14 protein-coding genes and 1 pseudogene are annotated in these 15,341 nt (G+C 68.8%); 7 read left to right on the plus strand and 8 right to left on the minus strand.

The annotated features are described in order from the left end of the window. Window positions 1-449 precede the first annotated feature (449 nt). The 3 genes from JOF42_RS05065 to JOF42_RS05075 form a co-directional block, all read right to left on the minus strand. On the minus strand, window positions 450-989 hold the full coding sequence (locus tag JOF42_RS05065; protein WP_210096864.1) for a YaeQ family protein: 540 nt from the start codon (window positions 987-989) through the stop codon (window positions 450-452). Between the two features lie 41 nt (window positions 990-1,030). Further along, window positions 1,031-1,240, minus strand: a complete 210-nt coding sequence (locus JOF42_RS05070) for a hypothetical protein (RefSeq protein WP_210096865.1) — start codon at window positions 1,238-1,240, stop codon at window positions 1,031-1,033. 97 nt (window positions 1,241-1,337) lie between these two features. Next, complete coding sequence (locus JOF42_RS05075) at window positions 1,338-3,431, minus strand: intein-containing Rv2578c family radical SAM protein (protein WP_210096866.1); 2,094 nt, start codon at window positions 3,429-3,431, stop codon at window positions 1,338-1,340. An 83-nt stretch (window positions 3,432-3,514) separates the two neighbouring features. On the opposite strand from JOF42_RS05075, the gene JOF42_RS05080 reads away from it, so the two are divergent. The 4 genes from JOF42_RS05080 to JOF42_RS05095 all read left to right on the plus strand — a co-directional run bounded on the left by JOF42_RS05080 (window position 3,515) and on the right by JOF42_RS05095 (window position 6,497). After that, window positions 3,515-4,450, plus strand: a complete 936-nt coding sequence (locus JOF42_RS05080; RefSeq protein ID WP_210096867.1) for a M15 family metallopeptidase — start codon at window positions 3,515-3,517, stop codon at window positions 4,448-4,450. A gap of 196 nt (window positions 4,451-4,646) precedes the next feature. Continuing rightward, window positions 4,647-5,810 (plus strand): acyl-CoA dehydrogenase family protein, encoded by a 1,164-nt coding sequence (locus tag JOF42_RS05085; protein WP_210096868.1) that lies wholly within the window; start codon window positions 4,647-4,649, stop codon window positions 5,808-5,810. A 97-nt stretch (window positions 5,811-5,907) separates the two neighbouring features. Further along, complete coding sequence (locus JOF42_RS05090) at window positions 5,908-6,129, plus strand: ribbon-helix-helix domain-containing protein (RefSeq protein WP_210096869.1); 222 nt, start codon at window positions 5,908-5,910, stop codon at window positions 6,127-6,129. Then, window positions 6,126-6,497 carry a type II toxin-antitoxin system PemK/MazF family toxin gene (locus tag JOF42_RS05095; RefSeq protein WP_210096870.1) on the plus strand — a complete coding sequence of 124 codons (372 nt, stop codon included), beginning with the start codon at window positions 6,126-6,128 and terminating at the stop codon, window positions 6,495-6,497. The genes JOF42_RS05090 and JOF42_RS05095 overlap by 4 nt, the downstream gene beginning before the upstream one ends. 39 nt (window positions 6,498-6,536) lie before the next feature. Here JOF42_RS05095 and JOF42_RS05100 read toward each other — a convergent pair whose 3' ends face one another. The 5 genes from JOF42_RS05100 to JOF42_RS05120 all read right to left on the minus strand — a co-directional run bounded on the left by JOF42_RS05100 (window position 6,537) and on the right by JOF42_RS05120 (window position 11,383). Continuing rightward, window positions 6,537-7,112 (minus strand): ECF transporter S component, encoded by a 576-nt coding sequence (locus JOF42_RS05100; protein WP_210096871.1) that lies wholly within the window; start codon window positions 7,110-7,112, stop codon window positions 6,537-6,539. A gap of 170 nt (window positions 7,113-7,282) precedes the next feature. Continuing rightward, a complete protein-coding gene (locus tag JOF42_RS05105; protein ID WP_210096872.1) occupies window positions 7,283-8,158 on the minus strand; it encodes a siderophore-interacting protein in 876 nt (291 codons plus the stop codon). An 11-nt stretch (window positions 8,159-8,169) separates the two neighbouring features. Continuing rightward, window positions 8,170-8,988, minus strand: a complete 819-nt coding sequence (locus JOF42_RS05110) for an energy-coupling factor transporter transmembrane component T (protein ID WP_210096873.1) — start codon at window positions 8,986-8,988, stop codon at window positions 8,170-8,172. Next, on the minus strand, window positions 8,985-10,733 hold the full coding sequence (locus tag JOF42_RS05115) for an ABC transporter ATP-binding protein (RefSeq protein WP_210096874.1): 1,749 nt from the start codon (window positions 10,731-10,733) through the stop codon (window positions 8,985-8,987). Before JOF42_RS05115 ends, JOF42_RS05110 begins: the two co-directional genes overlap by 4 nt. Before the next feature lie 107 nt (window positions 10,734-10,840). Further along, window positions 10,841-11,383: an ECF transporter S component gene (locus tag JOF42_RS05120; RefSeq protein ID WP_210096875.1), complete on the minus strand. Its 543-nt coding sequence runs from the start codon at window positions 11,381-11,383 to the stop codon at window positions 10,841-10,843. Between the two features lie 186 nt (window positions 11,384-11,569). Here JOF42_RS05120 and JOF42_RS05125 point away from each other — a divergent pair, with 186 nt between their 5' ends. The 3 genes and pseudogenes from JOF42_RS05125 (at window position 11,570) to JOF42_RS05135 (ending at window position 15,332) form a co-directional block, all read left to right on the plus strand. Then, on the plus strand, window positions 11,570-13,864 hold the full coding sequence (locus JOF42_RS05125) for a carbon starvation CstA family protein (protein ID WP_210096876.1): 2,295 nt from the start codon (window positions 11,570-11,572) through the stop codon (window positions 13,862-13,864). 1 nt (window position 13,865) lies between these two features. Continuing rightward, on the plus strand, window positions 13,866-14,111 hold the full coding sequence (locus JOF42_RS05130) for a YbdD/YjiX family protein (protein ID WP_210096877.1): 246 nt from the start codon (window positions 13,866-13,868) through the stop codon (window positions 14,109-14,111). 41 nt (window positions 14,112-14,152) lie between these two features. Continuing rightward, window positions 14,153-15,332 (plus strand): annotated as a pseudogene (locus JOF42_RS05135) (sensor histidine kinase). The last annotated feature ends 9 nt before the right edge of the window (window positions 15,333-15,341 follow it).

Genomic DNA, 15,341 nt, shown 5'->3' on the forward strand with positions numbered 1-15,341 from the left:
CTCGCTCCGAAGGACGGATGCATCCGATTGCTTCTTCGGAGCGTGAGATCTCCATCAGAGCGCGCGCGGAGTGCGACACCTCCCGGGAGGAGATCTGCTCTTCAGGAGGAGAATTCGGGGTGGAATCTCCTCCCGAGGCGCAGTCCTCCTCCCGCAGCGATGCGGGGAGCGCTCAATGAGCGACCGTGGGGCGCGGATGCAGCAAGGCAGTGGATGCTGCGGCGCCGCGGCTGTGGACGCGGCGGATGCCGCCGGGCTGTGGGCCGTGGATGTGGATGCCGCCACGCGGCGGATGCTGCGGTGCTCCGGATGCCGCCGGGGTGCGGGGTGCGGGGCTGCGGATGCTGCGGATGCTGCGGTGCTCCGGATGCCGCCGGGGTGCGGGGTGCGGGGCTGCCGATGCTGCCGATGCTGCGGGGCTGCGGATGCCGCCGGGCGGCGTGCTCGATTCAGCCGAGCTCGTGCTCGTGGATCGCCGTCGTCAGGGTTGTGCCGTTGAGGTCGAGGTACAGCACCTGCTCGGTCACGGTCAGGGTCATGGTGTTGCGGCGCTCGATGAGAGGAGCGGCCGAGTCGATGAAGCCGGCGTCGAAACTGTAGACGCGGAGGTCCTCGGAGCGGTGGATGCGCTTGTCGGCCCAGGGCGCCATGACCTTCACCGGATCGCGGTGCGTGTAGACGACCGTGCGCTCGGCGAGCCTGCTGCCGTAGTGCAGACGCTCGGCGTCGGGGGCTCCGACCTCGATCCACGCGGTGGTCTGACCGGTGAGGTCGCGCACGAGCACGGCGGGCTCATCGGTCTGCGAGATGCCGCCGCCGAACGTGATCCCCTCGGTGAACTCCAACCCGTAGGCGAGCACCCGGGTCAGCATGTACGCGTCGGTCTCGGACGGATGCCGTGCGACGCGCAGCGAGAAGTCGTCGTAGACGCCGCGATCCATATCGGCGAGCTGGACGTCGAAGGTGTGCATCGTGGAGCCGGTAGCCATAGCTTCCGAGCCTACGCGCCCTGGCCGGGGCGCCGTGACGGTCAGCGCCCGGCGTCGGACCTCGCCCGCGCCTGCTTCAGATCCTGCTCGCCCTCGCGCAGCAGGACGATCCCGATCAGCACGAGTGATGCGCCCAGGGATGCTGCGCCCACCATCGCCAGCGTCGTGCCACCGCCCCCGGGCAGCAGGGTGCCGTAGACAGCGGCGGCGAGACCGGCGAGGAACAACAGGGCGACGTATCCGCGGAACATGCTGTCCAACCTAATGCGGGTCCTCAGCAGGCGCGGGGAACGTGCGGTCGTGGTGGCTCAGCTGTCGTCAGACGGCAAGTCGTCCCCCGGCCCAGTCTCAGAACAGCATCGGCTGCGCAGCGGCGGGCGAGGGGGTGAACGCGGGTGCCGGCCGCCCGTGCGGCGCGGACGATCGCATGCCGCGCACGGGGTAGTCGTCTTCGTGCTGCCCGTCGAGGCCGTGCAGCCGGATCAGCGGCCGTGCGCGCTTCGCGAGCCATTGGCGGTACCCCTTCGGGGCCTCGGCCGAGACGCCCGGGTAGAGCCCCCGATACGACGAGACGAGGTCCGGGCGGAACTCGCCGAGCCACTGCATGAACCACGGCTTCACGCCGGCCCGCAGGTGCAGGGCGCCGTAGATCACGCGATTCGCCCCGGCCTCTTTGATGCGCCGCAGTGCGGTGTCGATCGCGTCGACCGAGTCGGTCATGTGAGGCATGATCGGCATCAGGAACACCGTGACCCGGAACCCGGCGTCTCGCAGCGCGCGCACGGTGTCGAGCCGGGCCTGGGTCGTCGGCGTTCCCGGCTCGATCGCCTTCTGCAGCTCGTCGTCGTACATCGCGATCGACATCTGGATGTCGACGGGCACTCGCTGCGCGGCCTTCACCAGCAGGGGGATGTCGCGCCTGATCAGCGTGCCCTTCGTGAGGATCGACATCGGCGTGCCCGATGCGGCGAGGGCGTCGATGATGCCCGGCATCAGCTTGTAGCGCCCCTCTGCGCGCTGATACGGATCCGTGTTCGTGCCGAGCGCGACGGTCTCGTGCTCCCAGCTGCCCTTGCGCAGCTCCTTCTGCAGCACCTCGACGACGTTGACCTTCACGACGATCTGCGAGTCGAAGTCCGCTCCGCCGTCGAGGTCGAGATACTCGTGGGTTCCACGAGCGAAGCAGTTGTGGCTGATGACCCCGTTGGCGATGAAGTCTCCTGTGCCGGTCGTGATGTCGAGCAGATCCTGCTCTTCAGGGATCGGCGTGATCTCGGTGACCCTCAGATCGGCGATGCTCTTCACCGCGGTCCCATCGATGGAGAGCTTGCGGGTGATCGCCGGTGAGCAGATCGCGAAGAATCGCTGGCGGCTGGGGAGGCCGCCGACGACACGGACGCTCCGAACGCCGTTGGGGCGCGGGTCCTCGACGACATGCGGAAGCCCGAAAAGCCGCAAGCCCCGTTCGATCAACGCGATGATCTCTGCGTCCTTGTTCGAGATCCGCAGGACGCCCCGCGAGCAGCTTCCCTCCGCGTCGAAGATGCCGGCGAGGAACCCCGCGTACCAGTCAGCGTCCGGAGCATCGGGCGTGTCGACGAGCGACTCGATGGTCTCGACATGACGCCTGGCCGCAGTATGGATCGCGTCCGCGGCGCTGCGCGTATCGGTGGCGACCGCGAAGGGGCGGGTCCTGGTCGGCACGCCTTCAACTTCGAGGAATCGCCGAGTTCGCTCGAGGGCTTCGTCATCGATCAGTGCAAGGCGGAAGCTGTGTATCTCGCGGGTTCGGGTCTCGCTCGGGTACGTGCCGTGGAAGATCATCGCATCGCCGCGGATCATCCCCGCGAGGTAACCCCGACGGTATCCGGCGGATAGCGCATCGATCGATGACCCGGCGGATCCGATTCCGAACCCCATGAGCCGATTGTTCGTCGTGAGATGTGGGCGCTGCCCGGAATCGGCATCCGCGACATGCTTCCACCCGCGCTCAGTGAGGAACCGATGGTCCCCGCTCGCGACGAGTTCGGTCCCGTCGGCGAGCGTGACCCGGTGCGCCTGTTTCCGCGTCGCCCACTTCGCCCGAATCGTGGTGCGGACGTAACGGCGGTAGCTGCCTTGCCGCTCGGTGCCGATGATCTCGTCACCGATCTCGAGGGTACTCAGCGGCCGCTGGCGACCATCGGCGCAGAGGATCAATGTGTCGGGAGATAGACAGTACACGCAGGCATGGCTGCATCCGCGGTACGGATTGATGGTCCAGGCGAACGGCATGCGCGACGCGCCCGGCACGTGGTTGAGCGCGGACTTCGACAGCACCTCGTGGAACGTCATGCCCGCGAATTCGGGGGTCGTCACCGTGCGGAGGACGTTCGAGCGATCTTCGAGACCGGGCAGGGCAGCGTCATCGACATCGCCGAGCTTCTGTCCCTGCCACCTCATGACAGATATTCGAACATATGAACGACCCTGAGGTCAACCCGAAGGGTACATGTGTTCTAGTCGACTTAAGGGACAATGGGAGGATGTCCTTCGCGCCGCAGCCTCAGCATGCGGCGCCGCGTTCCCCGATCCGCGGCCCCGCGCTGCCCTTCGGACTCGCGGTGACCGCCGTCGGCATCCTGCTGTCGCTGGCGGGCGCGCCCATCGCCGATGCGGGCCGGGATGAGCTGGCGATGCCGCAGCCGCTCGTGGTGCAGGACGTGCCCGCTGTCGAGGTCGGCGCGACCACAGCCGCAGACCCCTGTTCCGAGCCGAGCGTGATCGAGGCGATCACGGCCGCCGATGACGACGCGATCATCGCGGGCTTCGGCGGCGCCGAGAGCTTCCGCGCGGCGGTCATCGCCGGAAACGCACCCTGCGTGGCGCTCGCTGACCCGGCTCACGTGTGGGTCGTCGTGAACAAGGCGCGCCCGCTCGCTCCGATCGATTTCGCTCCGGGGTCGCTCGCCGACATCCCCCTGCAGATGACCACCTCGTCCGGTCAGGCGCGAGCCGATGTCGCGTCAGCGGCGGGTGAGATGGCCGACGCGGCTGCGGCCGAGGGGGCAGGGCGCATCGGGGCGAACAACGGCTACCGCTCGTACGACCTGCAGGTCGCGACGCATGCCTCGCACGTGCGCAGCAGTGGGCAGGCGCACGCGGACGCGTCCTCGGCGCGCGCCGGCCACAGCGAGCATCAGACCGGTCTCGCGATCGATCTCGTGGCGTGCGATTCACGATGCGGAGCGATCGAGTCGTTCGGCGCCACCGCGCAGGGGGAGTGGATCGCCGCCAACGCCTGGGAATACGGATTCATCGTGCGCTACGAGCAGGTCGGGTCCGGGATCACCGGCTACAAGCCGGAGCCCTGGCATCTGCGCTACCTCGGGCGAGACCTCGCGGCCGCGTATCACCACGGCGGGTACCACACGCTCGAGGAGTTCTTCGGGCTCCCCGCGGCCCCCGATTACGCGCACTGACCGCGTATCGAGCACGCGCTGAGCGCGCACTGAGCGCCTGCGGGCGCACGCGTCATCGACCGTATTGCGGCATCCGACAATCGCGGTACCCAGTCCCACCGATTGTGGGATGCATTCTCACAACGGGCTGTCTTCGTGTCGGTGACCCGGCATAGAATCGCCGGAGCAAAGACGCACGAACGTTCGGGAGGACGCAATGGAACGCGACATCTACGAAGAGGATCACGAGGCATTCCGCGACCTCGTCAAGGACTTCGTCAAGCGCCACGTGAGCAACGAGGCGATCGAGCGGTGGGATGCCGCGGGCGAGATCGACCGCGCGACCATGCTGGCCGCCGGCGAGGCGGGCCTGATCGGACTCTCCGTCCCCGAGGAGTTCGGCGGCGCGGGGATGCTGCAGGACTACCGCTTCCGCACCATCGTGATGGAAGAGGTCATCGCCTCGGGCGCGGGGTCGCTCGCCGGTGCCTTCGGCATCCAGGACGATCTGGCCGTGCCGTACCTCGTGCACATGGGAACGCAGGAGCAGAAGGAGAAGTGGCTCCCGCGCATGGCGACGGGCGAGGTGCTCGGCGCGCTCGCCATGACCGACCCCGGTGCGGGGTCTGACCTTCGCGGCATCAAGACCAACGCCAAGAAGGTCGACGGCGGGTACATCCTCAACGGCGCGAAGACATTCATCTCGTCGGGCACGACGGCCGACGTCGTCGTGACCTTCGTCAAGACCGGCGAGGGCAATCGTCCCGACGCGTTCAGCCTGCTGCTCGTCGAGAAGGGCATGGAGGGGTTCGACCAGGGCAAGAAGCTCAGCAAGATGGGCTTCCACGGCTGGGACACCGCTGAGCTCAGCTTCACCGACGTGTTCATCCCCGACGAGAACCTCATCAGCGGCAAAGAGGGTCAGGGGTTCATCCAGCTGATGCTGAACCTGCCGCTCGAGCGTCTCTCGATCGGCGTCGCCGCGGCCGCCGCCGCTCAGGCCGCCCTCGACTGGACCGTCGCCTACACGAAGGACCGCGAGGCGTTCGGCGAGCGCATCGCCGACTTCCAGAACACCCGCTTCCGCCTCGCCGACATGGCGGCCACGACCGACGCGATGTGGGCGTACATCGACCGCGCGCTGCTCGCCTACAAGAACAGCACGCTCACCGCGGAGGATGCCGCGAAGGTCAAGTTCTGGGCGACCGAGCGCGAGTGGGAGGTGCTCGACACGGGCGTGCAGCTGCACGGCGGCTACGGCTACATCATGGAGTATCCGATCGCCCGCGCCTTCACCGATGCCCGGGTGCACCGCATCTACGGCGGCACGAACGAGATCATGCGCGACCTCGTCGGCCGTCAGATCGTCGGCAAGCGCTGACGCATCAGCTGCAGAAGGGCCCCGGATGCCGGCATCCGGGGCCCTTCTCGCTGTGCAGACAGTAGGAGAAGCCTTGCTACTCGAGTAGCATCGATGCATGACAAACGCCAAAGTCAGTCTGAGCTTGAGCGAAGGTGATGTCGCGTTCCTCGATCTCGAGACGCTGAGCGGCAGGTACGCCTCTCGCTCTGCTGCGGTGCAGGATGCCGTCCGACTTCTGCGCGAGAGCCGGCTCGCTGATGCCTATGCAGAGGCGTTCGCCGAGGGGTACGACGACGCGTGGGATGCCGCTGACGCCGATGGCCTCGCATCCGCATGACTGACTCGTCCATCCCGCTCTTGCGCCGAGGACAGATCGTGCTCGCCTCGTTGGATCCTGCGGTCGGGTCCGAAGCGGGCAAGACCAGGCCCGCCATGCTCGTGAGCAACAATGCGGCGAATGCCGCGGCGATGCGATCACCGCGAGCCACGGTGACTGTGGTGCCGGTCACGTCCAACATCGCGCGGGTGTTGCCGTTCCAAGTACTGCTTCCCGCTGACGCCACGGGCCTCGATCGCGATTCGAAGGCGCAGGCCGAGCAGGTGCGCACCATCGCCGTCAGTCGGATCGTGCGTCCGGTCGGTTGGGCTCCGGCCGAACTCGTCGCGGCGGTCGATGAAGCCCTTCGCCTGCACCTCTCGCTCTGAGAGACAGCAGGGCGCGAGTCAGGGCCGGTCCTGCGCCGCTCAGCGAGGCAGACGCCCACCGACACCGGCGCGGCGCAGCCTGTCGGCGATCAGGATGCCGAGGGCGGTGCCTCCGAGGCAGCTCGCGAGCGTGATCGCGAAGAACGTGATCTGCAGGCTCAGGTCGAACGTGCCGAGGTTGAACGACGTCCACGCGAGGATCGGGTAGACGACGCCGACGATCGCCGCGCCGAGGTAGTGCAACCAGGTTCCCCAATAGCGCCAGAGGACGAACAGGAACGGCAGCTCGGTGAACGCCGCCCACCAGAGATTGGTGGCCACGCTGCTGAAGCCGTAGCCCGAGAACGGGACGATCACGAGTCCGGCGAGGAGTCCCACCAGCAGGCCGACCAGGGGGCGTCGCAGCAGGCGCAGGGCGACCACCGAGGGCAGCAGCCACAGCCCGGCCAGGCCCACGCTGACGAACGGCAGGCCGAGGAACAGGAGCGTCGAGATCCAGTTGGCGGGAGCCAGCAGGATGCCGCCGGCGACGCCGAGTGCGGCACAGGTCAGGAGGATCGCCGTCGGGAATCGGAAGCGCGAGCGTCCGCCGCCGGTGCGTGGTCGATTCTGCATCTCAGGAGGCGATGTCGGATGCGTTTCTGACCCCGCACCGGGCGCGGGATGCGTTTCTGGCCCCGCACCGGCCGATGAGACTGCGGCAGGGGACGACTCCGCATAGGGGTTCGCGCCCACGGCATCCGCCCGACCCACGGCATCCGCCCCGCTCACAGCATCCGCCCCGCTCATGCGAGGGGCTCCGCCGCGGCGTCGCGGGCGGCCTTCGACGACGGAGAGGAGGCGCCGATCTTCCAGTAGCCGCAGAAGCTGACGGCGTTCTTGTCGATGCCGCGCTCGCCGACGAGGTGCTTGCGGGCGCCCGAGGCGAGCGACTGCTCACCCGCCGCGTACGCGTGGAACGGCGCCTCGGGAAGAGCGAGGTCGCGCAGTCGTGCGAGGGCGAATGAACCCGGCGGGAACTCATGCGGACGCACGAGCCAGACGATGTCGACGCCGGCGGGATGCGGGAATTCCAGCGCATCCTCCTCGCTGGGCACTTCGATGAGCGCGGTGCCCGTGGCATGCGCGGGGAGGGAGGCGCAGATCGAGGCGATCGCCGGCAGCGCCGTCTCGTCGCCCACGAGCACGACCCGGTCGGTGCCACGCTGCGGGTTGAAGGTGAGTCCCTCGTCGATGATCAGCACGTGCTCGCCGGGTGCGCACGTCTCAGCCCACCGCGACGCGGGGCCGGCCGTGCCGTCGGCCGCCGACCCGTGCAGCACGAAGTCGACATCGATCTCGGCGCCGGTCTCGGCGGTCGCGGGGCGATGCGCTCGCACGCTGTAGTTGCGCATGACCGGGCGCTCGCCGTCGGGGATGCGGAGGAACTTGAGGTATCCGAACATCTTGTTCGCCTTCGCCGGCACCCGCTCGAGTCCGGCGTCCCCGCCGATCGGCAGGAACAGCCGGAACCACTGGTCGAAGCCCATCGGGCGGAACCTCTCGATCTCGCCTCCGCCGAGCGTGACCCGCATCCAGTGCTCGGAGAGCCGTTCCGTGCGGAGCACGCTGAGGTGGATGAGCTCGGACGACTCGGGCTTGACCAGTTTGCTGAATGCCATGCGGGCGCCTTTCAGGGCAGCTGCCAGGGGAAGAAGACCACGAAGATCACGGCGGATGCGGCGATCGAGGCGACAATGAAGACGGTGTCGCGCACGCGGAACGGCACGAGGTGACGTTCGGTGCGTGTGGGGTGGGCGCCGAACGCGCGGGAGTCCATGGCGAGGGCGACACGCTCGGCGTGACGGATCGCTCCGGCGAGCAGCGGCACGATGTAGCCCCACCCGCGGGCGATCCGCGCGAACGGTCCGCTGCCGCCGTGGTGGCCGCGCACCCGATGCGCGGCGCGGATCACCGCCAGCTCATGCCCGAAGCGCGGCACGAAGCGGAAGGCCGCGAGCGCCGTGTAGCCGATGCGGTACGGCACCCGCAGCTGCTGCACGCCGGCGCGCACGAGGTCGGGGCCGGTGGTCGTGAGTCCGCCGATGAGCGCCAGGGAGATGATCGCGCCGAGACGGAGGGCGGTGGCGAAGCCGATCGCGAGAGCGCCCTGGTACAGCGTCCAGTCGCCGAGCTGCACCGCGGGCGGGGTGTCGCCGACGAGCGCGGCATCGACCCACAGCGAGAACCCGAGACCGATCGCGAGCATGCCCACCGGCAGTGCGAGGAACAGCAGCGCGGCGGAGCGGACAGTGAGTCGCGCCCCCACGACGATCAGCACGAGCGACAGCACCAGGAAGGCGGCAGGGGTCGCGAGGTCGCGCACGAAGATCAGCACCACCATGGCCGGGGCGACGCCGGCGACCTTCGCGAGCGGGTTCAGGGCGTAGAGGAACTGACGGGGTGAGGATGCCGTGACCGCCGCGTACGGATCGAACGTCTGCGCGGTCATGCGATCGCCCGTCCTGCCGCGGCGAGCACGCGCTGGAGCGCCGGAAGCCGCAGCCCGGCCTCGACGAAGACCGTCTCATCACGCAACAGCGACTCGGTGCGGTCGGCGGCGTGCACGCGACCGTCGGCGAGGATCACGGTGTGCGAGGCATGCTCGGCGACCAGCTGCAGGTCGTGGGTCACGATGAGGATCGTCGTGCCCTCGTCGCGCAGATCGTGCAGCAGCGCGAGGAGCTCGGATGCTCGGGCGCGGTCCTGCCCGAACGTCGGCTCGTCGAGCGCGAGCACCCGCGGGCGGGTGATCAGCGCCGTGCCGACCGAGAGGCGGCGCTTCTCGCCGCCGGAGAGCAGGAACGGATGCACCTCTGCCTTGGCCTCGAGCCCGAACCGGGTGAGCATCGCATCGACGCGTTCGGTGATCTCGGCATCCGGGGTGTGCCGCAGCCGCAGCCCGTGCGCGAGCTCGTCGAAGACCGTGTGGGCGATGAACTGGTGCTCGGGGTTCTGGAACACGAAGCCGATGCGGTTCGCGAGCTCGCGCGGCGACGCCGACCCCGGATCGATGCCGTCGACCGTCACCTGCCGCTTCGGTGGCGGAACGACGCCGGCGAGCGACTGCAGCAGCGTGGTCTTGCCCGCGCCGTTCGTGCCGACGATCGCGGTGAGGGAGCCGGGGGCGATGTCGAGGTCGATGCCGTGCAGGATCTCGGTGCGGTGGCGGCGCACGGTCAGGCCGCGAGCGGTGATGATCGGGGTGCCGGAGCGTTTCGTCTCGTCGCTGCGCTCGTCGCTCAACGAGCGGCTGCCGTCGTCGGGCGTCGAGCGGGTGCTCTCGTCGTTGCGCTCCTCGGCCGTCGAGCGAGCGGAGCGAGTCGAAACGTGGTGACTCGTGGCTGCGGCCAGCGCCGCGGCGAGCTCGTCCGGCGTGAGGGGCAGCTCGGCGAAGTGCGTACCCGAATCCTGCATCCGCAGTGCGGCCAGGGTCGCGCCCGGCAGCCAGACGCCCATCGCCACGAGGTCGGCGGCGTGCGTGCGGATGATCTCGGCGGGCGGACCGTCGAACGCCACGCGTCCCGCGCGGTCGAGCACGATCGTGCGGGTGAGGAACCCCATCGCCGCGTCGAGGTTGTGCTCCACCAGCAGGATGGCGCGGTCGCCGGCGGCGACGACGTCGGTCAGCGCGGCGTAGACGTCGTCGATGCCCTGCGGGTCGAGGTTGGCGGTCGGCTCGTCGAGCACGATCAGGAGCGAGCCCATGGCCAGGGCGCAGGCGATCGCGAGGCGTTGGCGGCCGCCGCCCGAGAGCCGGTCGGGGTTCTCGTCGCGTCGCTCCCACAACGCGACTCGACGCAGAGCGTCTTCGGTGCGCGTGCGCACCTCCGCGAGCGGCAGCAGCAGATTCTCGGGGCCGAACGCCACCTCGTCGTAGACCGTGCCGGTGACGATCTGCGCATCCGGGTCTTGGAACACCATCGCGACGTGCGTGCTCAGCGAGGCGGTGGGGGTGTCGGCGGTGTCGAGCCCGCCGGCCTCGACCGACCCCGTCATGGTCGCCGGTACGGCGTGCGGGATGAGTCCGTTGAGCGCGAGCGTCAGGGTCGATTTGCCCGAACCCGACGGACCCAGCAGCAGCACGACCTCGCCGGGACGGATGTCGAAGGTGACGTCGTCGGGGGAGGGGCGCGCGGCATCGGCGTGCGTGATCGAGAGGTCACGCACGCGGAGGAGAGGCGCAGATGAGCGCACGGCATAACCCCGGGTTTCGGCGGATCGGTACAGCTCTAACTTAGCTGAGCCTTACCTGATCCGCATTCGCGGGATCGGGGTGGGATCGGGGTGGGATAGGCGCCGGATCAGCGCCGGGCGACGCCGGCGCGGCTGAGTGCCGAGCCGATCGCGAGGCCCACGGCGGTCCAGGCGATGGGGCCGAGCACCGAGATCACCAGGTACGCGATCTGCGCCCACAGGGGCAGCACCGCCAGGTGGGCGGCGAAGAACACGACGACCGCCACGATCACGCCGATCACGCCGGCGGAGAGGAAGAACCGCCAGGCGCCCCACGACCGGTAGCGGGTGAGGGCGGCGATGCCCTCCTGGATGGCGCCGAACAGCAGTGCGGTGCCGATGAAGCGCAGCGCCCACGCCGGATTGAACGCGCTCGAGATGAGGGCGGCGATGACGTGCGTGACGAGCGCGACGAGCGGTCGGCGCAGCACCTCCTGCGCGATGATGCCCGGCAGCACGTGCGAGCCGAGCACGAGTCCGTAGAGATAGGGAGTGAGCAGCAGCACGCCCGGCGTGATGAGCCCGGCGATACCCCCGAGGATGCCGGTGGCGACGCCGATCGCAGCGCAGACGAGCAGCACGCGAGTCGTCAGGACGGGGGAGGATGCCACCCTTCCAGCCTACTTGCGCACCGGTCGACCGGATGCGGTCGGTCGCCGTGCAAAACAGCCTCTCCGGCATCCGTTCGTCGCGTGGTCTGCGCCGTTCGTCGCATCCATCCCGAGATGCACCCGCCGGTCACTCGGATGCTTTCTAGCGTGGGTGAACGCAAAGACGCGCACCCCGAGGAGACCCCCATGACTGCACCTTCGTCGCATCGCCGCGACGGGACCGGCCGCGATCGCACCGGACTCGACGAACCGGTGATCACCACCGACCCCTCTCTTCCCCCCGTCGCCCTGAGCGACGAGCACCACGAGAAGGCGAACCGCTGGACCTGGCCGAAGATCCTCATCTGGTCGGCGATCGCCCTGCTGGGTGCCGTCGCCTGGACGATGCTCGCGATCGTGCGGGGCGAGACCGTGAACGCGATCTGGTTCGTGTTCGCCGCCGTCTGCACGTATCTGATCGGCTACCGGTTCTACTCCAAGGTGATCGAGAAGTACATCACCCGCCCCGACGACCGCCGCGCGACCCCGGCCGAGGTCAAGCAGGACGGCAAGGACTACGTCCCCACCGACCGCCGCGTGCTCTACGGTCACCACTTCGCCGCCATCGCCGGTGCCGGACCGCTCGTCGGCCCGGTGCTCGCCGCGCAGATGGGATACCTGCCCGGAACGATCTGGATCATCGTCGGCGTCGTGCTCGCCGGCGCTGTGCAGGACTACACGGTGCTCTTCTTCTCCATGCGCCGCGGCGGCCGCACGATCGGCCAGATGGCGCGGCAGGAACTCGGACGCATCGGCGGCACGGCGGCGATCGTCGCCTCGCTGCTCATCATGCTGATCATCGTCGCGATCCTCGCCCTCGTCGTGGTCAACGCTCTCGGCGAGAGCCCCTGGGGCGTGTTCTCGGTCGCGATGACCATCCCGATCGCCATCTTCATGGGCATCTACCTGCGGTTCCTGCGCCCCGGAAAGGTCACCGAGGTCTCGATCATCGGCTTCGTGCTGCTGATGGCCGCGATCATCGGCGGCGGCTGGGTGGCCAGCACCGACTGGGGTCAGGCGATCTTCCACCTCGACCGCACCACGATCGCATGGGGCATCATCATCTACGGCTTCATCGCCGCGGTGCTGCCGGTCTGGCTGCTGCTCGCTCCGCGCGACTACCTGTCGACCTTCATGAAGATCGGCGTGATCGTCATGCTCGCCGGTGCGATCATCCTCGTGCGCCCCGAGATCACGGTTCCCGCCGTCAGCATCTTCGGCGAGAACGGGATGGGACCGGTGTTCGCGGGTCCCCTCTTCCCGTTCCTGTTCGTGACGATCGCGTGCGGCGCGCTGTCTGGGTTCCATGCCCTGATCGCGTCAGGCACCACACCGAAGCTCATCGAGAAGGAGCGCCAGACGCGCTTCATCGGCTACGGCGGCATGCTCATGGAGTCGTTCGTCGCGATCATGGCGCTCGTCGCCGCGATCTCGATCGACCAGGGCATCTACTTCGCCATGAATGCGCCGACGGCGGCGACAGGGGGCACGGTCGAAGGGGCCGTCGCCTTCGTCAACTCGCTGGGGCTGACGGGGGTGAATCTGACGCCCGAGATACTCACCGGTACAGCGCAGGCCGTCGGCGAGGAGTCGATCGTCTCCCGCACCGGCGGTGCGCCGACGCTGGCCCTGGGCCTCGCGCACATCATGCAGCAGGCCCTCGGCGGGCAGGCGCTCATGGCGTTCTGGTACCACTTCGCGATCATGTTCGAGGCTCTGTTCATCCTCACCGCGGTGGATGCGGGCACCCGCGTCGCCCGTTTCATGCTGCAGGACTCGATCGGCGCCTGGTTCCCCAAGTTCCGTGACGTCTCGTGGCGCCCAGGTGTGTGGATCTGCACCGCGATCATGGTGGCCGGCTGGGGAGCGATCCTCATCCTCGGCGTCACCGACCCGCTCGGCGGCATCAACACCTTCTTCCCGCTGTTCGGCATCGCGAACCAGCTGCTCGCGGCGATCGCGCTCGCCGTGGTGATGGCGATCGTGGCCAAGAGAGGACGCAGCTACGTCAAGTGGCTGTGGATCATCGGTCTGCCGCTCGCGTTCACGGCGGTCGTCACGATCACCGCGTCGCTGTACAAGATCGCCTCGCCCATGCCGGCCATCGGCTACTGGGCGAACCACTTCCGCTACGTCGAGGCCCGCGACAGCGGCGACACCTCGCTCGGAGCGCCCGAGGTGCTCGACGCGGTCATCCGCAACACGGCCGTGCAGGGCACCCTGTCGATCATCTTCGTGACGCTCGCCATCATCGTGATGGTCGCCGCTGTCGTCGTGACGATCAAGGCGATCCGCAACGGGGGCGGCGAGAACACCGAGGAGACTCCGGTCGCCTCCCGGCGGTTCGCCCCGGCCGGGTTCCTGCCGAGCCCCGCCGAGCGCGAGCTCGAGAAGGAGTGGGAGCCGATCCTCGCCGACGAGCGCAAGGCATCGACCCACTGAGATGGCCGACATCGTGAACCGCGCGGATGCCGCGACCACCCTCCTGCGTACGCTTCTCAGCGGCGCGGGGCGGGTGGGTCGCGGCATCCGCTGGTACATCACCACCCTGATGGGCGACAGTGCCTACGCGACCTACGTCGCGCATCACCGGCGGCAGCATCCGAATGAGGAGCCGCTGACGGAGCGGCAGTTCTGGCGGCAGCGCATGGACGATCAGGATCGCAATCCGGGTGCGCGCTGCTGCTGAGGCGCGGTCGTCGCCGACCGCCGAGTGCCTAGGCTGAGAGCATGACCGACGTCGTTCTCGCAGCGGTGCTCGGCGTGCTCGGCGGCGTCGTGCTCACGGTGCTGCTGCTGCTCGCCCGTCGGCTCGCGCGCGGGGCGGCCGACCTCGGCAGCGATGCCGAGCGGGCGGCGCTCACCGCCCTGCACCACGCGAGTCTGGCGGCGCCGCACCTGCGCGCGGGCCTCGCCGGCCCCGACGTGGTCAAGGCTGCCCGACACCTGAGGGTGCTGCTCGGCAGCGCGGCGGTCGCGATCGTCGATGCCGACGGCACCCTGTCGTTCGACGGCCCCTCGGACGGGCTGGAATCGGCCGCAGTGCGCATCGCCGAGCAGGTCACGGCGTCGGGGCGTCGACAGGTGTTCCCCTCGCCGGGTGCCGATGACGACCTGGAAGGAGTCGGTGCGCCCATCCTCGTCGACGGCCGGGTGATCGGAGCAGTGGTCGCGTTCGCCGCACCGGTGCGTGCCTCGCTCGTCCGCGCGGCCGAAGAGGTCGCCGACTGGTGCGCCGCCCAGGTCGAACTGGGTGACCTCGACAGCTCGCGCACGCAGCTGGCCGAGGCGGAGCTGCGATCGCTCCGGGCCCAGATCTCACCGCACTTCATCTACAACGCGCTCACGGCCATCGCCTCCTTCATCCACACCGACCCGGTGCGCGCGCGACCTCGTGCTGGAGTTCGCCGACTTCACCCGATACTCGTTCCGCAGGCAGGGCGAGTTCACGACGCTGGCGGAGGAACTCGGCAGCATCCACTCGTATCTCGAGCTCGAGCGTGCCCGGTTCGGCGACCGACTGAGGGTCACACTGCAGATCGCCCCCGAGACTCTCGCCACCGTCATCCCCTTCCTCTCGGTGCAGCCTCTGGTCGAGAACGCCGTGCGTCACGGCCTCGAACCGGGGGAGGGAGGCGGCGAGATCCGCATCGCATCGAGGGATGACGGCACGCACACCGAGATCACGGTTGAAGACGACGGGATCGGGATGGACCCGGAGGCGCTTCGCGAGCTGCTCACCGACGGAGCCGAGGGGCTGCACATCGGTCTGCGCAACGTCGATACTCGTCTTCGCCAGCTGTACGGCACCGACGGCGGACTCGTGGTCGAGACCAACACCGGCGCGGGTACCCTGGTGCGGATGCGGGTGCCCAAGTCGCAACCGCTCCACGATCCGGACAACGACTGAGGTGCGCTC

Origin of the sequence: Microbacterium phyllosphaerae (assembly GCF_017876435.1) — a bacterium.
GTDB lineage: Bacteria > Actinomycetota > Actinomycetes > Actinomycetales > Microbacteriaceae > Microbacterium > Microbacterium phyllosphaerae.